15 protein-coding genes are annotated in these 21609 nt (G+C 45.0%); 10 read left to right on the top strand and 5 right to left on the bottom strand.

What is annotated here, in order from left to right:
* The first annotated feature begins 57 nt into the window (after positions 1 to 57).
* The 6 genes from C8D97_RS18040 to C8D97_RS13735 all read left to right on the top strand — a co-directional run bounded on the left by C8D97_RS18040 (position 58) and on the right by C8D97_RS13735 (position 5306).
* Positions 58 to 249 (top strand): hypothetical protein, encoded by a 192-nt coding sequence (locus C8D97_RS18040; protein WP_146196156.1) that lies wholly within the window; start codon positions 58 to 60, stop codon positions 247 to 249.
* 137 nt (positions 250 to 386) lie between these two features.
* Complete coding sequence (gene hemA, locus C8D97_RS13755) at positions 387 to 1691, top strand: glutamyl-tRNA reductase (protein WP_109764373.1); 1305 nt, start codon at positions 387 to 389, stop codon at positions 1689 to 1691.
* Positions 1692 to 1694: 3 nt separating this feature from the next.
* Positions 1695 to 2783, top strand: a complete 1089-nt coding sequence (gene prfA, locus C8D97_RS13750; protein ID WP_109764372.1) for a peptide chain release factor 1 — start codon at positions 1695 to 1697, stop codon at positions 2781 to 2783.
* A gap of 24 nt (positions 2784 to 2807) precedes the next feature.
* Positions 2808 to 3743 (top strand): aspartoacylase, encoded by a 936-nt coding sequence (locus C8D97_RS13745; protein ID WP_109764371.1) that lies wholly within the window; start codon positions 2808 to 2810, stop codon positions 3741 to 3743.
* A gap of 16 nt (positions 3744 to 3759) precedes the next feature.
* Complete coding sequence (gene prmC / locus C8D97_RS13740; protein WP_109764370.1) at positions 3760 to 4596, top strand: peptide chain release factor N(5)-glutamine methyltransferase; 837 nt, start codon at positions 3760 to 3762, stop codon at positions 4594 to 4596.
* 221 nt (positions 4597 to 4817) lie between these two features.
* Positions 4818 to 5306, top strand: a complete 489-nt coding sequence (locus C8D97_RS13735) for a hypothetical protein (protein ID WP_170115256.1) — start codon at positions 4818 to 4820, stop codon at positions 5304 to 5306.
* Between the two features lie 40 nt (positions 5307 to 5346).
* Here the strand turns inward: C8D97_RS13735 and C8D97_RS13730 are convergent, their stop codons facing one another.
* Positions 5347 to 6105, bottom strand: a complete 759-nt coding sequence (locus tag C8D97_RS13730; protein WP_245411459.1) for a class I SAM-dependent methyltransferase — start codon at positions 6103 to 6105, stop codon at positions 5347 to 5349.
* A 99-nt stretch (positions 6106 to 6204) separates the two neighbouring features.
* Between C8D97_RS13730 and C8D97_RS13725 the strand changes: the two genes are divergently transcribed.
* The gene (locus C8D97_RS13725; protein ID WP_146196155.1) at positions 6205 to 7230 is read left to right on the top strand and encodes a GGDEF domain-containing protein; all 1026 of its coding nucleotides are present in this window, start codon (positions 6205 to 6207) and stop codon (positions 7228 to 7230) included.
* A gap of 20 nt (positions 7231 to 7250) precedes the next feature.
* On the opposite strand, the gene C8D97_RS13720 is transcribed toward C8D97_RS13725, so the two are convergent.
* Positions 7251 to 8435, bottom strand: coding sequence for a hypothetical protein (locus C8D97_RS13720; RefSeq protein WP_109764366.1), 1185 nt, complete (start codon positions 8433 to 8435; stop codon positions 7251 to 7253).
* Between the two features lie 686 nt (positions 8436 to 9121).
* Between C8D97_RS13720 and gltB the strand changes: the two genes are divergently transcribed.
* A complete protein-coding gene (gene gltB, locus C8D97_RS13715; protein WP_109764365.1) occupies positions 9122 to 13696 on the top strand; it encodes a glutamate synthase large subunit in 4575 nt (1524 codons plus the stop codon).
* Positions 13697 to 13810: 114 nt separating this feature from the next.
* On the top strand, positions 13811 to 15226 hold the full coding sequence (locus tag C8D97_RS13710; RefSeq protein ID WP_109764364.1) for a glutamate synthase subunit beta: 1416 nt from the start codon (positions 13811 to 13813) through the stop codon (positions 15224 to 15226).
* A 93-nt stretch (positions 15227 to 15319) separates the two neighbouring features.
* Here C8D97_RS13710 and C8D97_RS13705 read toward each other — a convergent pair whose 3' ends face one another.
* Complete coding sequence (locus tag C8D97_RS13705; protein WP_210204951.1) at positions 15320 to 17185, bottom strand: S8 family serine peptidase; 1866 nt, start codon at positions 17183 to 17185, stop codon at positions 15320 to 15322.
* Positions 17186 to 17490: 305 nt separating this feature from the next.
* Between C8D97_RS13705 and C8D97_RS13700 the strand changes: the two genes are divergently transcribed.
* The gene (locus C8D97_RS13700) at positions 17491 to 18726 is read left to right on the top strand and encodes a hypothetical protein (protein ID WP_146196154.1); all 1236 of its coding nucleotides are present in this window, start codon (positions 17491 to 17493) and stop codon (positions 18724 to 18726) included.
* A gap of 111 nt (positions 18727 to 18837) precedes the next feature.
* Here C8D97_RS13700 and C8D97_RS13695 read toward each other — a convergent pair whose 3' ends face one another.
* Both C8D97_RS13695 and C8D97_RS13690 read right to left on the bottom strand, forming a co-directional pair.
* Positions 18838 to 19611 carry an enoyl-ACP reductase FabI gene (locus C8D97_RS13695; protein WP_109764362.1) on the bottom strand — a complete coding sequence of 258 codons (774 nt, stop codon included), beginning with the start codon at positions 19609 to 19611 and terminating at the stop codon, positions 18838 to 18840.
* A 98-nt stretch (positions 19612 to 19709) separates the two neighbouring features.
* Positions 19710 to 21575 carry a DUF1631 family protein gene (locus C8D97_RS13690; RefSeq protein ID WP_109764361.1) on the bottom strand — a complete coding sequence of 622 codons (1866 nt, stop codon included), beginning with the start codon at positions 21573 to 21575 and terminating at the stop codon, positions 19710 to 19712.
* Between the last annotated feature and the right edge of the window lie 34 nt (positions 21576 to 21609).

The following is a 21609-nucleotide window of genomic DNA, read 5'->3' as shown; positions in this document are numbered from 1 at the left end:
TTGATAGCAAGCTCAAATTACATGTCCGACATTTGAATTGAACTTAAGTGTTGTTTCATGTCAGATATCGGACTCAATCGACCCAGGTTAAGTTCAGCATTATGGGGCTTTTGTGGTGAAATTCCAATTAGAGCGGATATTCGATATTGCCTGATCCCAAATGTTCGTCATGCTAAACAAGGGATTGGCGCTAACTGGCTTCGATCGGTGGTTACCCAAGCGTTAGACCGATGCTATAATGCGGGCTAATTTCTCCACCTGTAAAATGAATTGCTCCCGTATGCATAACAGCCTGATCACATTTTCTGCAGCTTCACTTCCTCAGTCACCTGAATTGAACATGGCTTTTCTGGCTGTCAATTTGTTGGCTTAGTTGGAGCAATTGCATGGCTGTTTCCGCACTTGGGATTAATCACAAGACCGCTCCGGTCGAAATTCGAGAGAAGGTTGCCTTTGATCCGGCCAATATTCTGCAGGCCTTGCAGCGTATGCAGCATGAGCTAAAGCTGGATGAAGTGGCTGTGTTGTCCACCTGCAACCGGATGGAAGTGTATTTTCGGGGCGATGAGCAAGCGCATCAGCGGTTGACCAATTGGCTGGTGGAACATCATTCTCTGGAAGCCGATGCGCTTTCACATTGTGTTTATTTGCATCAGAACGAACAGGCTATTCAGCATGTGATGCGTGTGGCTTGTGGGCTTGATTCCATGGTATTGGGTGAGCCACAAATTCTGGGGCAAATGAAAGACGCGTTTCAGTTTGCTCGAAATGCCGGCACCATGGGGCAACTGCTTGATCGATTGTTTCAGCACACTTTTTCGGTGGCGAAAAAAGTACGTACCGACACCGAAATTGGCAGCAGTGCCGTATCGGTGGCCTATGCGGCGGTCAGTTTGGCGCGCAAAATATTCACCGACTTATCGCAAGCGACTGCCTTGTACATTGGCGCCGGTGAAACCATTGAGCTGGCAGCGCGTCATTTTCATAATCAGGGCGTTAAAGAGATGATTGTGGCGAATCGTACGCTGGAGCGAGGCGAGGAGCTCACCAGTCAGTTCGGCGGCACGGCCATCACCTTAAATCAACTTCATGACTGGATGCATAAAGCGGATATTGTGATTTCTTCAACCGCCAGTCCATTGCCAATTGTAGGAAAAGGGCTGATTGAAGAGTGTGTAAAAAAGCGTAAGCATCGACCTATGTTTATGGTGGACCTGGCGGTGCCCAGAGATATTGAGCCGGAAGTTGGGCAGTTATCCGACGTCTATTTATACAGTGTTGATGATTTACAGGATGTTATTGACGATAATTTAAAAGCGCGCAATCAGGCCGCGGAAGAAGCAGAGGATATTGTCGCGCATCAAACCGAACAATTTGTCGACTGGGTGGAGTCGTTATCGTCGGTTGATATTGTGCGCCAGTACCGACACAAAATGAACGACTTAAAGCAACAAGAACTGCAACGGGCTTTGGCACAGATTGCCGCCGGTGAATCGGCCGAACAGGTATTGGAAGAATTCGCTTATCGTTACAGTAATAAGGTTATGCATTACCCAACGCGTTATTTACGTCGATTAAACGACGATAAAAATGCCGTTAAATTACAGCAGGCAAAAACCATGTTAGGGCTGGACGATAAAGCACCGTCACGTGATAACGCCGTTAAAAACAAATCAAAAAATCGGATATAAACAATGAAAGATTCCATTAGAATCAAGCTGGAAGGACTGGTTGAGCGGCACGAAGAAATTGCGGCACTACTGGGTGATCCGGATGTGATTGGTGATCAAAATAAATTTCGCGATCTGTCGAAAGAATACGCGCAACTGGAAGATGTCGTTAAGTCGTTTAAAGACTATGAAGCGGCCGTAGAAACAGTGAGCAGCGCCGAAGAAATGTTAAAAGACAGTGATCCCGATATGCGCGAAATGGCGCAGGAAGAATTAAAACAGGGTAAAGCGGAAGCAGAACGCTTAGAGCTTGAGTTGCAAAAATTATTGCTGCCAAAAGATCCTAACGATGAAAAAAATATTTATCTCGAAATTCGTGCCGGAACCGGTGGCGATGAAGCGGCAATATTTTCCGGTGATCTGTATCGAATGTATTCCAAATACGCTGAGCGAAATCGCTGGCAACTGGAAGTACTGAGTGAAAATCAGGGTGAGCATGGCGGATATAAAGAAATAATTTGCCGTATCGCTGGCGATAGTGTTTTTTCTCATTTGAAATTTGAATCAGGCGCGCACCGAGTGCAACGTGTGCCGGAAACAGAATCGCAAGGCCGGGTGCATACTTCGGCTTGCACGGTTGCCATATTGCCTGAAGCCGACGAAATGGATGCCATCGATATTAATCCATCCGATTTGCGTGTCGATACTTACCGGGCGTCTGGTGCCGGTGGTCAGCATGTTAATAAAACCGACTCGGCGATTCGTATTACCCACTTACCCAGCGGTGTAGTAGTGGAGTGTCAGGAAGAACGTTCGCAACACAAAAACAGAGCCAAGGCGATGTCCATGTTGCAATCACGATTATTGGCGGCACAACAGGATAAGGCGAAAACGGAAGAAACCGAAGCACGACGAAGTCTGGTGGGCAGTGGTGACAGAAGTGAACGCATTCGGACCTATAATTTTCCGCAAGGCCGTATGACCGATCATCGTATTAATTTAACTCTGTATAAGCTGGATGAAATTATGGAAGGTGATTTGGCGCAGGTGATCGATCCTTTGATCAATGAATATCAGGCTGATCAACTGGCAGCAATGGCCGAGTCTAATTAAAACGTTTTTGCATTCGGAGGTGCCATGAGCGATTCACTTAAAGTCATTAAAAAAGTTTTAATTGTCGGTGGAACTCACGGTAATGAATCAACCGGTGTTTATTTATTGCGTAAATGGCAACAACGCCCAGAATTGCTTGAGCGCGATGGATTACAGATCGATACATTACTGGCTAACCCAAAAGCAGTGACAGCTAATCAACGTTATATTGATAAAGATTTAAATCGATGTTTTAGCTCGGCTGTATTGAATGATAAATCATTGCAAGGCGAAGAAATTAATCTGGCACATAAACTGGTGAAGCAGTTGGGTGGTAAGGGACAATGCCAATACGACTTGATTATTGATTTGCATACCTCCACCGCCAGCATGGGCGCAAACCTGGTATTAACCCGTCACGATAAATTTCATCACACCATGATGGCGTATATGTCGAAGCAACGTGATGATGTGGTCGTCACTTCGGAAGCCGAAATGATTCCGGATCATCATTTTTTATGCGCACTGGCGGATAAAAATTTAATTGTTGAAATAGGTCCGGTGGCTCAGGGATTGTTGCATCATGAGACAATCGAAAAAACCGAGCAAGTTACTTATCAATTATTGGATTTTGTTGAACGTTGGAATCAACAAAATTTAACCGATATACCTTCGAAACTTACCGTATATGAATACACGGGTAAAGTGTGTTTTCCTACGGACGAAAATGGAAATATTTCTGCTACCATTAGCAAAACTATTCAGGGAAAAGATTTTCAATCGTTAGATGATGAAGCAATTGTTTTTAATACCATGGAGGATAAAGATATTGTAATTGGAGATATCAAAAAGTATCGAGAAAAGTTTTCATACGTCCACCCTGATAATGAAACGCTCTTTTTAAGCTTTATTAATGAAGCGGCTTATTACGATAATCAATTTGCTTTTTGTACGTTAAAAAAGAAAACCATCGATCTTTAATGGCAGTGAAGCATTTGTGAATAACGTCGATCAAATTATTACAACTTATTTACCCAAAATGCCCGATGCTTCGGTGGCGCAGCGAGATATAAGCTTATTGATTGCCGCTGCCTTAGAGCGTTCATTAAGCTGGGTAAAAGCTTTTTCCGACCAGGCATTAAGTCAACAGCAAGTGATCTCTATCTGTGAACATCTTGAACGCCGTATTAAAGGTGAGCCTGTGGCTTATATTTTGGGTGAGTGGGAGTTTTACTCGCTGCCATTTAAAGTAACGCCAGATACCTTGATCCCACGACCAGAAACGGAATTATTGGTTGAGCGTGTGTTAGCCATTATTGCAGACCTCGATCAGCCGTCTGTTTTAGATTTGGGTTGTGGCAGTGGTGCCATTGCTGTGGCCATCAAACAGCAACGTCCTGACGCCTTAGTGAGTGCGGTGGAGTACAGTGAGGCGGCGTTATTGGTGGCCAAAGCTAATGCTGAGCGAAATAAAACGGACATCAATTTTTTGCAGGGCAGTTGGTTTGAGCCGGTTAATACAGGCGAGCGATTTGACGTGATTGTCAGTAATCCGCCCTATGTTGCCCAGGATGATCCGCATCTGTCGCAAGGTGATTTATTGTTTGAACCACGAACGGCCCTAACTGCCGGAGATAATGAATTTTCCGATATTTCAATTATTTGCCATCAGGCCCCATCGTTTTTATCCCCTCATGGGGTGCTATTAATTGAACACGGCTACAGCCAAAAGCAAAAAGTACAACAGTTATTTGCTGAAAATGGACTGTTACGTGTGATTACTCATCAGGATTACAGTAGGGTGGATCGCTTTACCGAAGGTTGGTTGGCCTAAGGTTTGATTTAGGCTGCTGCCTAGATTTTTATCTAGATATAGCAACTCATATGTTTTTACTATTCTCGCCACTCGCCACTCGCCACTCGCCACTCGCCACTCGCCACTCGCCACTCGCCACTCGCCACTCGCCACTCGCAACTCGAAACTGTCATCACTTGACAGACAACGGGATAAATTATATAAATGATAATCATTCGCATTTAATGGTTGTTATTATTATGACGGTACCCACATCCACTATTGAGTTATGGGAACAGCATACTCTGAAAGGGGATCAGCTATTCCACAGCAAACAATATGCGCAGGCTTTCCAGAGGTTTGAACAGGCCGTTACTCCGTTGTTGGAACTTATGCATCAGCCGAAATTACTCGATGCCTGTGCCATTCGATGTTTTGTACTCGGTTGTCAGAATGCTGGCTATTGTGCTGAGCTAACTGGGCAAAGGCATGTGGCTGAGCAGTACCATCGACTCTGCTTATCGTCGTTGGAAAGGTTAATCAAACAATCGAAAGCGCAGCGCTTTAAAACAATTCTGGCGGCAGAGGCAAGTAGCGCCTATGTCCGGTTTTGTCGATTTTTACAACAGAATCCGAGCAGTGGAACGAATAAAGGATTGAAGTTTGAGACAGATGGAGACGTTAGTCCGCTGGTGAAAACGCGGCAAAGCTGGTTTGCTAAACCGCGTTTGAGTTTGTTGTTTTTTTAATAACCAATGGGAACAGACTAGAACGAAAGATAAACACGCTCTAGTTCTTTTTAGAAACACTCTTTGGTGTTATATCGAGAATAAAGCCCTCGTAATATTCGGGATCACACACATACCATTCACTGAGTGTAACATTGGCAAAATTGTCGCAGTGATCGGCCAGGTCGTAAAATGGACTGCGACCCGGATCCGCAAGGACAATGCGCTTAACGCCATTATTTAACGCCCGTTTGATCATTTTACCAAGCATCTTTGACAGATCGTCCCAAAAACAAATATCGGCACCCATGATCAAATTAAACTCCGATAGTTGTTTACCGGTTAATTTGTCATAGGATTTTTTCATTTTCTTTATTTCCACAGAGTTCAGTGCGGCTTGAACGTCCATATAAGGAAAAACATTTTCATCAATGTCGAGTCCTGTTACTGAACGAGCGCCATTTTTTGCACAATAAATTGCCGCTGCTCCCCAACCGCAACCTAATTCAATGGCTTGCGTGCTGCGCTTAATTATTCGGTGTGTCTGGAAATAATCCATTAACAAAAAACTTGAAGCCCAGGTTTTGTGACCGTGAACATTTGGCTCGTAACATTCTTTTAACTGTTTTACCAGACGATGTTTGTTTTCCAGCAACAATAAATTAAACACATTAAATAAATGATTCTCGGGCAACTCGATGACTTCTGGCAAAACGCTTCCCCTTAATTGTGCGTTATTATTTTCTATTTGCGCTGCAAAGTTTATCGAATTACTGCTTGGTATCAAAGGGCTATTGTTGCGTGTTAATGGTTCAACCACCCATTTATCGTAGCAATTGGTTTAATCAGCGGTTATTTAAGTGCTAAATAGTCTATTGTGGCTATACTTTGCAGGACGATGCCGTGAGATGTTGATGTTTTGAAAAGTAAAAAGTACCAGAAAATTCTATTAAGCAATACTTATATGGGAATGGTGGCCTACCATTTCGCTTTTGTTATTGGTTTGCTTGCCGTTACCTTTCAATTAACACCGTTTCAGTATTCTGACTTTATATTGATGTTGGCATTTTTATACCCGCCACTTATCGGTGTGTTAATCGTTATCTTTCGCGTTAAAGAAATGAGCCTGAGCTTTTCCAATCGGGTGTTTTTGTTTCTGCTATTCCATTGGATGGTGATGTTTGGCGTGTGGGATTACTTTCTTGGTGAAATGCGCCCCGTGGCATTAATTACTGCATTTATGGGGCTACTGTTTGTCTGTTTGTATGCGTCTTTTGTATCTGCTCTGATTACTATTGCTCTGGTGTCGATGGTTCATGTGATCAGTGGCTTTTTGTACGCCATGACATTTCCTGACCCGGAGTTTTGGGCGCGAGAAATTATCTATCTGGTTTCTTTTATTGGTTCGGCAGTGCTGGTGGCTTACAACCTCGATCTGGTGTCGTACAAAATCAGACAGGCCGCCACACAGGATGCATTAACTGGGTTGTTGAACCGGCGAGGCTTTCAAAAACTGCTGAAAGATGAGTTTGAACGCTGCAGACGTTACCATCAACCGGCGAGTTTGCTGATGATCGATATTGATCACTTTAAAAAGGTCAATGATCGTTACGGTCATGATAATGGTGATACAGTGTTAGTGGCTCTGGCAGATATTTTAAACGAACATTCGCGCGACAGTGATAAAGTTTGCCGTTGGGGCGGTGAAGAATTTGTACTGTTATTACCACAAACCGATGCTGCGGCTGCGATGATTTTTGCCGAACGTCTGTTAGCCAGTGCCAATCAATGTCATCCAATTGCTGGCAATAGCAAGCTTTCCATAGCCTTTAGTGCTGGCGTTGTTGAGCTTTGCGATTATAACGATACGGAAGCTGCGTTAATTGCGGTGGATGAAAAGATGTATCAGGCGAAGGAAAATGGCCGTAATCAGATTCAATCTTAGTCTTTATTCGGCTCCTGTCTTTACTCGTCGCTTTGCCACCACCAGTGATTGTTATTATCGGCATCAGCCATGGCATTATTTTGTTCCGAACAACCAATGGCTTCGCCAGCAAAACTAACCGCTTTTCGAGGAGCCGTGGTTTTATTGAGTCTGACGCGATCGCCTGCCAGCACATTGGCGTTGTGCATATCCAGTGCATGGACAATGGCGCTGTTCTGCTGTACCTGTTCAACTTCCAGGCGGCTTACGGGGTAACTGCCCAAGGCGTTGTCACCCTCGTAAAGTAAATCCAGTCGTTCATTTTTATATACGATACCTTCGCCAAGATTCAGGTAGATTTCATTCTGCTCAACTTTGATCACGGTGCCGTGGATCGGGCGTTGATCAAAGTATTGATTAACTTGTTCCAGAGTTCTATTGGCGGCCGCAATAAAGGTTTGTCCGGTTGTTGTTGTGGCAAAACCATCAAAAAAGGTTTGACTGATTGTCGCTCCACCTGCCATACGCAAATCAGGTGAAAAGGTCATGGGTTGCCCACTTCGGGCGCAGGGATCCAGTTCGGCGGTGACCGGAACTTCCAGCACAGGCTGCTGTTGCCGGTTATACAGCACCAGCGTCAGTGATATTTCTGCAGGCTTATCATCGCCGTGTATCTGGCTCCACGCCCGATCGATATGACCAAACCCGAGGCTTAAGTCATGGTTGCTGTCACCCAGTGCGTAGAGAGTGTTGTATTGTTGAATATGAAACTGCAAATAATAGTCGAAGCTGTGTGTTGAGGGTGTTAAAAACTGACTGTTATGCACCAGCTGGAACAACACCTGATCCAACGCGTTGGGAATGGTTCTGACTTCACTGTGGTGATCTTTACCACTGAGCTCTCGAATATCATAAGCGGTTTTGCCGGTGGCATTAATTGACGGCAAGAGTTTGATGGCAAGGCCGGCACCTGGCTGATCCTGCCAATGAAGATGACTGTAATACCGGGTGTCGTCTGACATCATTTTTGCCAAGGCTACCTGCTTATTTTTGGCTTGCAAGCCGATTGAGGCAACTGCAGCTACGCAGAACATAAAACAGGGTAATACCAGCCGACAATGATCTAATGGCAACCGAAGCTCTAATGGCAACCGAAGCTCTAATGGCAACCGATTCGTTTGAAAGTGTTGTAAAAAATATTGAACCAGACGAGATGGTTTATTCATGGGTGAAGACTCGCTTTCATTGGTCAGGATTCGTTTACATTAGCTAATATGCATTCGATTTGGACGTTTGACTTATAGGTTATCGGCCGCTGATCAACCAAGTTTAAAGATATGAGAAACAATTGAAGATTTAAAACCATTATCAACAGGAGCCTTTTAGGATAATAAGTAATGAATAAAAATTATGTGAATATTGCATAAAAATCAGTGTTTATGTAATAAAATTACATTTTTGAAGTGCTAGAGTGTTAATGCTTTTTTGGGTGGTTTTTGCGGTTATCTTATTGATGTTAAAGGGTTGTTTTTGGTTGTCTGCAAGTGCTTTTGTTTGTTTTTATGGTTCGGTTTCTGGTGTTGAGCCTGATTTTGTTAGGCTTGAATGTTGTTTTTTAGTGTTTATATGTAATTATATTTCATGGTAAGCTGCTTTACAGTGATTATTTATTCGTTATAGACTGATTTGTGTTGCTGTGCAGCAAAGCATAGTTTTTAAGCATAGCTTCTAAGCACAGTTTCTAAGTATAGTTTCTAAAAGTGTTATTTCTAAAAGTATGATTTCGAAGTAAAACAGATATTCGTCACAACGCATATCGTCATAAAGCAAATAATTAAGATAAAAATAACAATATCATCGAAATTCAATACCAGCTTCACATGACACTGGTTGTAATCAATAAGGATGGACCATGGACAAGCTTTATCATCACAATCAGGCGAAGTCTAACTGTGGTTTCGGCATGATCGCCCAGACTCAGGGCGAGGCGAGTCATAAGCTGGTGCAAACCGCACTTGAAGCGTTAAATCGTATGACCCACCGTGGCGCGATTGCGAGCGATGGCTTATCAGGTGATGGTTGCGGTTTGTTGCTGCAAAAACCGGACTCTTTTTTACGCCGGGTAGCGGAAGAATGCGGCATGACGTTAAACCGAGACTTTGCCGTTGGCATGGTGTTTTTAAGTCAAAATGAAAAGACCGCAAATACCTGTCGCCAAATGTTGGAGCAGGAAATAAAACGAGAAACACTGACGGTCATCGGTTGGCGTAAAGTTCCTGTGGATACCAGTGTCTGCGGTGAAGTGGCGTTAACGACACTGCCGCAAATAGAGCAAATTTTTGTTCAGGGCATGCCCGGCTGGAGTAAGTTTGATATGGAGCGACGGCTGTTTATTGCCCGTCGCCGGGCCGCCTGGCGAATTCTCCGGGAAATCAATGATCCCGATTATTACGTATCATCGCTGTCCTGCATGGTGATGGTTTACAAAGCACTGGTGATGCCGCGCTATTTATCTAAGTTTTATCTGGATATGCAGGCTCCGGATTTCAGCAGTGCCATCTGTTTGTTTCACCAACGGTTTTCCACTAACACATTACCGCGCTGGAAATTTGCTCAACCGTTTCGTTTTCTTGCTCACAATGGCGAGATTAATACCATTACGGGCAATCGAAACTGGTCGAAAGCGCGCACCAGTAAATTTGTCACACCTTTATTGCCCGATTTAAAAGACATAGCGCCGCTGGTTAATCAAACCGGCTCCGACTCATCGTCACTGGATAATATGCTGGAGGTTTTTCTGGCGGGTGGCATGGATATTTTCCGTGCGTTGCGCCTGTTGATCCCACCTGCCTGGCAAAATTTGCCGGGTATGGATCCTGATTTACGCGCGTTTTACGAATTTAATTCCATGCACATAGAACCCTGGGATGGGCCTGCGGGTATTGTTATGACCAATGGTCGACATGTGGCCTGTACGCTGGATCGTAATGGTTTACGTCCAGCGCGTTATGTGATCACCAAAGACGATGTGATCACACTGGCTTCGGAAGTGGGCGTTTGGGATTACGATGAAGCGGATGTGGTTGAAAAGGGACGAGTTGGTCCCGGAGAAATGTTCGCCATTGATACCGAGCGTGGAAAAATCTGGAAAAGCCGTGAAATTGATGATGAGTTAAAAACCCGTCATCCTTATCGGGCCTGGCTGGAAGAGAACCATCTGGCGCTGTCGCCTCAAGACTCAAGCTCACCGCCATCGGATCCAATCAATAACGATCAACTGCTGTACATGCAAAAGTTATTTGGGCTGTCGGTGGAAGAAAAAAGCACCATCATTGGTCATTTGTTCCAAAAAGGCGTCGAAGCCACGGGCTCCATGGGTGACGATACACCCATTGCGGTGTTGTCGAATCAGCCCCGTAACCTGTTTGATTATTTCCGGCAACAGTTTGCTCAGGTAACCAACCCGCCGATTGATCCCTTACGGGAAAAATCCAGCATGAGTCTGGAAACCTGCATTGGTGCCGAATACAACGTATTTCAGGAAACCACCGGACACGCTTATCGGGTAGTGCTCGACAGTCCGGTACTGACATTAAGCGAATACCAGCAATTACAGTCGCTTAAGGGCAAGCATTATCGGCAGTTCACCATTGATTTGGTGCAGCATAAAGGTGAGACATTGGCGGCGGCTCTGGATCGTCTGGTAGACACGGCGGTTCAGGTGGTTGCCGATGGCGTTGTGATCCTCTGCCTGTCGGATCGTGATTGGCTCAATCAATACGAACAAATGAATGACTCTGATTCTGATTCTGAAGGTGAGCAGCAAACTTTAATACACCCTGCGTTAGCCACAGGCGCTATACATAGTGCGTTAATTACAGAAGGGCTGCGTTGTGACTGCAATATTTTGGTGAGCAGTGGATTTGTTCGTGATCCGCATCACTTTGCGGTGTTGATTGGGTTGGGGGCTACCGCGGTTTACCCTTATTTAAGTTATCAAACGGTGCAGTCGATGGTTGTCGGCCATTCTTTCGCCAGTGACTCTCAAAACAATAGCTCTCAAATAAGTTCTGAGAAAGTAAACAAAGGCAGTGAGTCAGTATTTGAGGCGATATCGACTTATCGCAGTGGTATTGATGGCGGGCTGCGTAAGATTTTATCGAAAATGGGTATTTCGACGTTGGCCAGTTATCGTGGGGCGCAACTGTTTGAAGCGCTGGGATTTCATGAGCAAGTGATAAAACGATGTTTTGCTGGTATGGCTTCCCGCATTAGCGGCGTAACGTTTGAGCAGCTTGAGCTGGAAATGCAGCGACAACACCAGAAAGCAGCCTTGATCCAGCGACCTTTGCAACAAGGCGGTTTATTAAAGTTTCAACACGGCGGCGAAGCCCACGCCTATGATCCTGATGTGGTGTCGCAGTTGCAACAGGCGGTCAATACAAACGATTATCAGGCGTACAAAACATATGCCACGGGTGTCAATCAGCGCGCACCGCTGGCTCTAAGAGATTTGCTTGCACTGGTGCCGGCCGAACAAGCCTCTCATCCGGATAAGGTTGAGCAAAAGAGTGACATCTTTCCCCGTTTTGACAGTGCTGCCATGTCCATTGGGGCATTATCGCCAGAAGCCCATGAATCACTGGCCATTGCCATGAACCGGCTTGGTGGCCATTCGAATTCGGGGGAAGGTGGCGAAGATGACGCGCGTTTTCAAACCGAGAAAAACTCTCGCATTAAACAGGTGGCATCCGGTCGCTTTGGGGTTACCGCACATTATCTGGTTAACGCCGATGTGTTGCAGATCAAAATTGCGCAAGGCGCCAAACCAGGTGAGGGCGGGCAACTGCCCGGTCACAAAGTAACCGAGTTAATTGCCCATCTGCGCCACTCGGTGCCCGGTGTAACCTTAATTTCACCGCCACCGCATCATGATATTTATTCGATTGAAGATCTGGCGCAGCTTATTTTTGATTTGAAACAGGTGAATCCAACGGCCAGAGTGTCGGTGAAACTGGTGTCCGAACCCGGAGTCGGTACTGTGGCCGCCGGTGTTGCCAAAGCTTACGCCGATATGATCACTATTTCGGGATACGATGGTGGCACAGGTGCCAGTCCACTTACGTCCATCAAGTACGCCGGTTCGCCGTGGGAACTTGGTCTGGCGGAAGTGCAACAGGCGCTGGTGGAAAACAATTTACGCCATAAAGTTACGGTGCAGGTTGATGGCGGTCTTAAAACGGGGCTGGATGTGATCAAAGGTGCGATTCTGGGCGCTGAAAGTTTTGGTTTTGGAACCGGGCCTATGGTTGCACTCGGTTGTAAATATTTGCGGATCTGCCATTTAAATAATTGCGCAACCGGTGTTGCTACACAAGATGAACAGTTGAGAAAGCAACATTTCAGTGGTTTGCCGGAAAAAGTCGAACACTACTTTCATTTTATCGCGGAAGAAGTTCGTGAGTGGTTAAGTCTATTAGGCGCAGAAAAGCTTGAGGATATTATTGGTCAGACCCATCTTCTTAAGCAGATCGATGCCACCTTGGCAAAGCATCAACATATAAAGCTCGATGCCATATTAAGCAGTGCATCGGTGGTTAATAAGCATCCTAATTACTGCGTTGAGAAGAGTAACCCTTCGTTCGATAAAGGCTTATTGAATGAACAGATTCTGGACGATGCCAGGCTCGCCGTCGATAGTGCTCAGCCGATTGCATTGAGTTACCGGATTAAAAATTATCAGCGTTCCATTGGTGCGAGGTTAAGTGGTTATATCGCTCAGCAACTGGGTAAAAAAGGCTGTGATGATCATCCCGTTCAATTGAATTTTTCCGGTACCGCTGGCCAGTCGCTCGGTGTCTGGAATGTTCCGGGTTTACAAATAACCGTTGAAGGGGATGCTAATGATTATGTCGGCAAAGGAATGTCCGGTGGCCGTATTGTGTTAAAAACGGCGCGCCACTCAACTCTGGTCAGTCGCCGAAATACCATAATGGGCAACACCTGTTTGTATGGTGCAACTGGCGGTGAATTATACGCGGCCGGTAAGGCTGGCGAGCGTTTCGCGGTGCGTAACTCTGGTTGTTCTGCGGTGGTAGAAGGGTTGGGTGCACACGGTTGTGAATACATGACCGGTGGCACGGTTGTGGTTCTGGGGCAGGTTGGCTGGAACTTTGCCGCCGGTATGACTGGAGGTGAAGCTTTCGTGCTGGATCATGGTGATCATTTCACCGCTAACTGCAATCCAGAGTTTGTCAGTATCGAAACCCTGTCAGGCAGTAAGCACCCGGAAGCGGTTGAACGATTAAAAGGCTTGATTGAAAAACATGCGCAGTTAACGCAAAGCGAGTGGGCGCAGCAGATTCTGGAGAGTTTTGAGCAATATCTGGCGGCATTTAAGTATGTCTTTCCCAGCGCTACAGTAAAAAGCAGTCAACAACCAAAACGTCAGTCGGCAAAACTGATTTCACTGGCGCGAGTAGGTTAGAGCAAAAGATAAGGAGGCGATGGTGAAGACAAGGTTTCAAATGACGATTAACTGGGTAAATAGGCCACGAAGAGCCGTTGACGCAAATACCTTATTCAACGGAGGCAAATAATTATGGGTGACCATCGACCGCTATTCGAGTTTATTGATGTAAAGCGTGAAGAGCCTGAAAAACAGGTTGTTGAAGTGCGTAAACATGAATTTGCTGAAATCTACCGAAGCTTTAAGCAACCGGGCATTAAAGAGCAGTCAAGCCGATGCATTGATTGTGGTAATCCCTACTGCCAATGGAAGTGTCCGGTACACAATTATATCCCGGACTGGCTGGAGCTGGCCGCTCAGGGCAAGTACGTTGAAGCGGCAGAGTTGTCTCATCAAACCAACAGTTTGCCCGAGGTTTGTGGTCGCGTTTGCCCACAAGATAGGCTCTGTGAACAAGCCTGCACGTTAAATAATGATTTTGGTGCTGTCACCATCGGGCAGGTAGAAAAATTTATTACCGATAATGCGTTTGCTCATGGCTGGCGTCCGGATGTTTCCAAGGTAAAAGCACAACCCTATAAGGTTGCCGTCATCGGTGCCGGACCGGCAGGGCTGGCCTGTGCCGATGTGCTTTGCCGCAATGGTGTATCGGTGACGGTATTTGATCGTTACCCGGAAATTGGCGGTTTACTGACCTTTGGCATACCCGAATTTAAGCTGGAAAAAGAAGTGATGATCCAGCGACGGGAAGTGTTTGAGTCGATGGGGATTGAGTTTCAACTGAATACCAATATTGGCACAGATATCAGTTATGAATCTCTGAAAAGCGATTATGACGCTGTCTTTCTAGGACTGGGTGCCTACAAAACGGTGGACGGCGGATTAAATGAAGGACAAACACCGGGCGTTTATAAAGCGCTGGATTACTTGATTGGCAACACCAATCATCTGCGTAACTATAAAATGGCAGACAGGCCTTATCTTGATTTAAAAGATAAAACGGTGGCGGTGCTGGGCGGTGGTGATACCGCCATGGATTGTGTTAGAACGGCAATTCGTCAGGGGGCTAAAAAAGTCATGTGTGTTTATCGAAAGGATGAACAGGCCATGCCCGGATCAAGAAAAGAATTTCAACACGCTCAGGAAGAAGGCGTTGAGTTTGTCTGGCATTTGCAGGCTACTTCGGTTGTGCTGGAGTCATCCGGTTCAAAAGCTACAGATACAAAAGCATCAGATATAAAAACATCCGAAGTTAAAGGATTAGTATGCGACAATCTTAAAACACAGCAATCGGTTGAACTGGCGTGTGATGCGGTTATTGTCGCCTATGGCTTTCGCCCCAGTCCGCCAGACTGGTTACAAACGTCCGTTGAGTTGGACGATGGTGGTAAAGTTGTGGCGCAAGAACAACGTGGGTTTCGAACCAGTGAAAAAGGTGTTTATGCTGGTGGTGATATGGTGCGTGGCGCTGATTTAGTAGTAACCGCCATTGCTGATGGCCGTAAAGCTGCGCTGGCAATCTGTGAAGATCTTGAGGTGCCGGTTTAATTCACTTTAGAGCGTGTTAATTATTTTAGAGGTATAAAAAAGGGGAAGCAAAGCTTCCCCAAATATAAGAACTACCTTTTTTACTTTTTCAATTTAGTCTGCCTGTAATCTTAGCGTAATGCCTGACGCAGAGTTATATCCATAGAGATCCAGATACCAGCGTCCATCCTGTGGCGAACTAAAGGTACAGGTTTCATTATTGCCATAACGATAAGGGCGGCAATCGTACTGAGACAGTGTTGATTGTGCACCGTGTCGTACATATAGATCGGCATCACCACTTCCACCTGAAATAGATACCGTCAGATTTGAGTAACCTGCAGGTAAATCATAGTAGTAGCGTGTCCAGCTGCCCTGAGTCACCGATACATTGGTAGCAGAAACATCAATAGGATCGTTACCGGGTGGAGGATTGTTTGGCTCATCATAACTGCCGGTTAATGTGACATTAGAGAATGATGAGTATGCTTTTAAGCGTACATAGTAGGTGCCACCGGTTTGAGATCCTGTGCAGCTTTCACTGTTGCCATTACGATAAGGTCGGCAATCGTAACTGCTGTCTGTAGGTGCCGAGCCAAACTTCACGTATAAATCAGCATCACCACTGCCACCACTGATCTGGAAGTTAATATTGCTGGCGCCTGAGGGAACATCCATGGTGAACATAATGTCATTGCCTCTGGAGGCACTTAAGCCACTAACAGGCACACCATTTTCCAGTGTATCGTCACCAGGAGGAGGCGGTGGTGGTGGGTTGGTTCCGCCAAAGCGTGAGTAGACCATCAGGTTTGGTGAACCATTAACATTGCTGATGGCATTGGGTGTGGCATTATCCAATAGTGCCTGAGTCACCTGACTGGCAGAAGCACTTGGGTTGTTTGCCATGTAAAGGGCTGCAACACCGGCCACATGCGGGCTGGCCATTGATGTACCGCTAAGGGTTGTTGAACCGCCGTTGATTGAGGTTGAGCGAATGCTGGAACCCGGTGCAAAAATGTCGATACAGGATCCGTAGTTAGAGAAGGATGATCGTGAGTCTCCATTGGCAGTTGACGCAACCGTGATTGCGTTACTGGCACGGGCTGGAGAGTAATTACAGGCGTTGCTGTTGTCGTTTCCGGCAGCAACCACAGTTACTACGCCTGCAGCAACCAGATTGTTGGTGGCATTATCAACCGCTGAAGAGGCACCACCACCAAGACTCATATTAGCAACCGCTGGCTTGGTGTGGTTTTGGGCCACCCAGTCCATGCCGGAAATAATTCCAGAGTTGGAGCCAGAACCCTGACAGTTGAGTACTCGAACACCAAAAATCTTCGCGCTTTTAGCAACACCATAAGTGGCACTGCCTACGGTACCGGCAACATGTGTTCCATGTCCCTGACAGTCACTAGAGTTGTTATCATTGTCGATAAAATCGTAACCATTATAAACTCGACCACCAAAGTCGGAGTGGTTGCTTACGCCGGTATCGATAACGTAAACACTTACATTTGACGCACTGGTGTCATACACATACTGATTATCCAAAGAGCCACTGCGTTGATCGACTCGATCCAGGCCCCAGGTTGGGTTGGTTTGTGTTGCATGTAGCGATACTGTTTCGTCTGGCTCTATAAAATCTACCATTGGATGCTTGGCCATTTTGTTGGCTGTTTTGCTGTCCATGGTAAATACCGCACCGCGAATCGCCGCAGAAAACTTGCGCGAGGCTTGTACGTTCATTGATTTACTAAGTGAATCTACCGCATTGTTAACCAGAGACTTCATATTGGCTGCATTGCTAGATTTACCCAGTGCAACTGGTCCACTGTTTTTCAACAAAGACTGATCTTTAAAAACAACGATGTATTGGTCCTGAATAACGTTGTTAGGATTGGCTGCCGTTTTAAGCTCACCGGCATGCAGAAGCGGCATGCTGGCAACACTCATTGCCACAGCTAATTTGGTTAGTTTCATTATTATCTCCTCGTTCGGGAACACTCTTCTGGAGTGCTTATAATTATCAATGTTTGATAGGGCATCTGAACTTATAAGACTGCCTGACTTTATTAGATTTATTGTAAAATGTATCTCAGATGCGTTTTGGATGCTATTTCAGCAGATTCTAAAATGCAACCGACTAAAGCTTAATTTGTTATTAAACAGGTGTTAATATTCACACTGTTTTGGTCAGATTGTTGTAACTGTATGATTTTTAAGCCGAGTTATAGATGCTCCGACCAGCAATCATATTTTGGAATATGGTGAGTATTGAGGGGCCTATGTTGTTAAATGATTCAGAAGTTGCGCAAATTCGACGAGCTGGCGAGCATTTTAAAAAGGTCTTACGAGAACTGTTTGATACCTTACCTCGCTCGGCATGCTCTATCGCAGGGCTGGCTCGGTGGAGTGGTGTTAATAAATCGACCTGTCAGCGATTGGTACAGGCACTGACCAAAACCAATGATGGTGTGGATGTGATTGTTACTTTGCCTGGTAGCAGTGCTTTGCAGCAGGTCAGTGAACAATTTAAGCATTTGCTTGAGCCTTCGGATGTATTGCCTGAGTTTGATCGCATGATCGAACAATACGAAGAGTTGATCCTGAAGTACGCCTCCAGTCAGGCTGAACTAAAGCGATTTTTGGTTAAGTATCAGTCAAAAGAAACCTTGTCTTTACAGTCGTATAATCGCACCTTAAAAAAATCAGCTTATGATGCGAATAAAGAAATAACTGGTGAGTCGGTCGACTCGTATATTGGTATTCACTTTATTCGGCAGAACCGAAAAGATAAGCAACAGCTTGATGAAATGATAGTTGCCTGCAAACTTGGCGTTGAACTGTCGACTTCGGCTCGACCCTTTGTGCAAAGTTTTGACGGCAATTTTACTGAAATAGAAATTAACGCCCCTTTGTCATTAAGCCAGCAAAACAGGAACTCGTTTAATAATCAGCAAAGCGGTGAATACCTATTGACCGAATATTCAACACCGGGCGTAGAAAATTGTTATGCCGGTGTAGGTAATTTAAAAAATGCGTTAATTTATAATCACACTTTACACCAATTTGATCGTCAAAAGTTTGATATCACACTGGCTCATCTAAATGTTAAAACACAGGCCAATCCTTTGTTCGATAATTATAAAATTGTCTGTCAGGGGGAGATGCAACGAAGTCCTGCCAAGCGACTTCTATTAATGACTTTTATTGAAAAAGAACTGGATTTATCCAGCAGTGTGCAAGGTGGCTGCTATCCATCGAGTATTAAGATGCATGAGCAGGGGCATCGACCGGAAGACTTATGGAGTGAACGTTTTAGTGATTCACCAGAAATTAAGTTGATTAGTCCGGAAGAACGTCTGTTATCACTAAAGCTTAAAGTTGATCCACTGGATAGCATGATTGCGGACAGTTTTTCGTTGCTCGGCGAGCAACGTGATAATTTTGCAGGGTACTATATGGATGTGGACTATCCTCTCTGGTTAACCAGTCACCGCATTTATTTTGTTTTTAAATAAAATCGATTGGCCAGTGATATGTAGTTGCTTTGGCTTATCATTTTACTTGATATCAACGTCTACGAAACAATCAGTAAAGAACCATTCTTCTACAGTAACTGATCGGAAAAACTACCAGCCCAGAGTATGCAGCCCGCCATCGACATAATAAATACTACCAGTAATGTTTTGACTGTGATTGCTGGCTAAAAAACTGGACATGGCGGCAACATCTTCTTTGGTGGTATTTTTACGGGTGGGTATGCGTCCTTCGGTGGACTGCATTTTTTGCTGAAAACTTGGAATGCTTGCTGCTGCAACAGTTTCAATTGGGCCTGCGGAAATGGCGTTAACTCTGATTTTATCCGGGCCTAATTCACTCGCCAGATAACGTACGCTTGATTCAAGCGCTGCTTTGGCAACGCCCATAATATGGTAATTGGGTAATACTTTTTGCGCACCGTTATAGGTAAGGGTTTGTATTGAGCCGCCATTTGGCATTAATGGTTTTAAGTAATGACAGGCATTGATCAAACTGAATACGCTGATTTCCATGCATTGTGCAAAGTCATGCTTTGTGCAATCACTAAATGCGCCCTGCATGGTTTTTGCGTCTGCGTATGCCATGCTATGTATAAAAATATCGAGTGAAATATTTTGCGCAGCAATGTCTTCAAACAGTTGCTTGACCTGTTGCTCATTACCAAAGTCGCAAGCGTAAATTGCATCAGGAGTGATGTTATATTCACGGCATAACTTTTTAATGCGGCGAAGATGACTGGCTCCCTGATAGGATAAAATTATTTGGCAGCCTTCGGTGTGAAATTTTTCAACAATTCCCCAAGCAAGGCTGTCAGCGGTTGATACACCGGTTATTAAAGCCGTCTTTCCAGATAAATCACTCATTCAATCAACCTGACGTTATTATTTGTTGTAAAAAATTATATGCATTGTCAATAGGGTGGCTATTATAACGACAATGTAGCTTTGGTGGGGAGTCAATATCAATGATCTTTTAAAGCTTCGCGTTGACCGGCAACCAATGATTGCAACGTGTCTTCGAATTCTTTTCCCTGTTCCAGTAACGTCATGCGGTTGGCGGCAAATAAGTCGATCAGTTGGGTTTCTTTTGGATCGAGTGCGCGCTGGCTGCGTTGATCCGTGAAAATGTATTTATTGGTGGTGGTGGAGATAATGCTTAAGGTTAACTGTTGTTCTTGTTGGCCGTCAGGTGAATAGCTGACAATAGCGCCTGGCATCAAACTGTCCACCAGTTTTTGCGCTTTTAAGCGGCGCTGTTCGAGCAACGCTTCTTCCTGTTTTGCTTTGGCTATGGCCTTGGCGCGATCTTCTTCCAGTTTGCGTTTTTTTGCCTGTTGTTTGTTCAGCTCTTCTTCTATTTTTTCTCGAATAATGCGGCGGGCTTCATCTTCTGCAGCCTGTTTACGTGCCTTATCGGCTGCTTGTTCTTTCTCAACTCGTTGCAGTTGCTCATTTAATACACTGACGCGACGGCTCATAATTCGCTCAAGGTACTCGGTCATTTCATCCCAATAATTGTGCGTCTCAATATTTACCAGCGGCAACTGACTGGGGTGAAAACTTGCAGAGGTGGTATCAAAGTCGGCAATTTGTGCGCCAGACAAATTCACAAACACCAGCCATTTACCGGTGTATTCTCGAGGCACTAACTGACAGCGAAACCGTTTACCTTTTTGAATCAGGTAGTACCAATCGTCATCCACCAGTAATTCATCCAGCTCTTTAGAGTAATCATTCTCAGATGGATTTGATTCATTCGTTTCGAAATCTTCAAACAATGGACTGGTGATCAATGAATGAAAATCAGCTCGTTCACCGTTTAGCTTTTTAATATGAATGCCTTCCAGTTCGTAGAAAAAATCCTGCAAACCTTCTGAACCGTGAAACAACTCATCAATTTGTTCGTAAAGTCGTTTTAATGAGGGCGGTACTTTTTCCTGATACTCTTCGACAAATGAAGGGGTAAAGGGCGCCATTATACTCCAGATCAAAGTTTCGCAGTCGTCTATGGCACGATGCCACTTTTGACCCACGGGGCCGGTTTCCATAAAAATGTTTTTTAAATAAGGGCTCAGGTAGTTCTCCATAAACTCCAGTAATAAAACTGGGAACTCTTCGCCCTGAGTTTTTTCCCGTATGTAATTGGTGACAAATAGATCCGCTTTCGCTTCCCGTTCCAGTTTTCGTTTTTCTTCGACAATACTTTTAAGTCGTTTGGTCCGGTATTCATTGAATGCACTTTCAAGCGACATAATCCGATTACAGGCTTGCTCATACAGCCGAGGGTTAGCGCCTTTCTGGTTTAACTGACTTAATACCAGTCGAATCCCATCCAGTAATTTTTTAGCCAGTGACCCACTGCGTTGATCCCAGCATTCGCCGAGCATTAACAATTTTGATAACACCAGTTTTGCCGGATGTTGTTTAACCTGAAGGTATTCTGGCGAATGAACCGCCAGTTGTGACCAGCTCAGAGCCAATAATTGCAGCAGACGTTTGATGTCATCGTGTTCTTCGGTAATACCGTGCAGGTACTGAAAGGTGAGTTCGGTCAGATGTAAGCTTGATTTTATCGGGCCCGGTATATGGTAATTTTTATCGTTGGTAAGGCGCTTATAGATGGCTGATACGATTTCGTAATGAGCGAGAGGAGATGCATCGAGATCAGGCGCCTTAATCGTATCGCGAAATATTTGTTGCAGTACACCCAGCAACTCCTGTGACGTAAGCTGTTTGAACTGATCACTGCTTTTTTTATCCTGTTCGCGAAAAAGTCGTTGCTCCAGCTCACGGTTCTTTCGGCTCAGTTCAAAAATGGTTTTGTTCATACGTCGTTATAAGTTGTCTTATAAAAGTTGAAGA

This window comes from Pleionea mediterranea, assembly GCF_003148745.1.
Taxonomy (GTDB): Bacteria; Pseudomonadota; Gammaproteobacteria; order Enterobacterales; family Kangiellaceae; genus Pleionea; species Pleionea mediterranea.
The sequence above is the reverse complement of the archived record's forward strand: the minus strand, read 5'-3'. Positions and strand labels throughout refer to the sequence as shown.

Bases quoted from the DNA above. Each gene is read 5' to 3' on its own strand.
- C8D97_RS18040 (WP_146196156.1), top strand. From the start codon at position 58: ATGTCAGATATCGGACTCAATCGACCCAGGTTAAGTTCAGCATTATGG.
- C8D97_RS13735 (WP_170115256.1), top strand. From the start codon at position 4,818: ATGACGGTACCCACATCCACTATTGAGTTATGGGAACAGCATACTCTG.
- C8D97_RS13710 (WP_109764364.1), top strand. From the start codon at position 13,811: ATGGGTGACCATCGACCGCTATTCGAGTTTATTGATGTAAAGCGTGAA.
- C8D97_RS13690 (WP_109764361.1), bottom strand. From the start codon at position 21,575: ATGAACAAAACCATTTTTGAACTGAGCCGAAAGAACCGTGAGCTGGAG.
- C8D97_RS13720 (WP_109764366.1), bottom strand. From the start codon at position 8,435: ATGAATAAACCATCTCGTCTGGTTCAATATTTTTTACAACACTTTCAA.
- gltB (WP_109764365.1), top strand. From the start codon at position 9,122: ATGGACAAGCTTTATCATCACAATCAGGCGAAGTCTAACTGTGGTTTC.
- C8D97_RS13745 (WP_109764371.1), top strand. From the start codon at position 2,808: ATGAGCGATTCACTTAAAGTCATTAAAAAAGTTTTAATTGTCGGTGGA.
- hemA (WP_109764373.1), top strand. From the start codon at position 387: ATGGCTGTTTCCGCACTTGGGATTAATCACAAGACCGCTCCGGTCGAA.
- C8D97_RS13695 (WP_109764362.1), bottom strand. From the start codon at position 19,611: ATGAGTGATTTATCTGGAAAGACGGCTTTAATAACCGGTGTATCAACC.
- C8D97_RS13705 (WP_210204951.1), bottom strand. From the start codon at position 17,185: ATGAAACTAACCAAATTAGCTGTGGCAATGAGTGTTGCCAGCATGCCG.
- C8D97_RS13700 (WP_146196154.1), top strand. From the start codon at position 17,491: ATGTTGTTAAATGATTCAGAAGTTGCGCAAATTCGACGAGCTGGCGAG.
- prfA (WP_109764372.1), top strand. From the start codon at position 1,695: ATGAAAGATTCCATTAGAATCAAGCTGGAAGGACTGGTTGAGCGGCAC.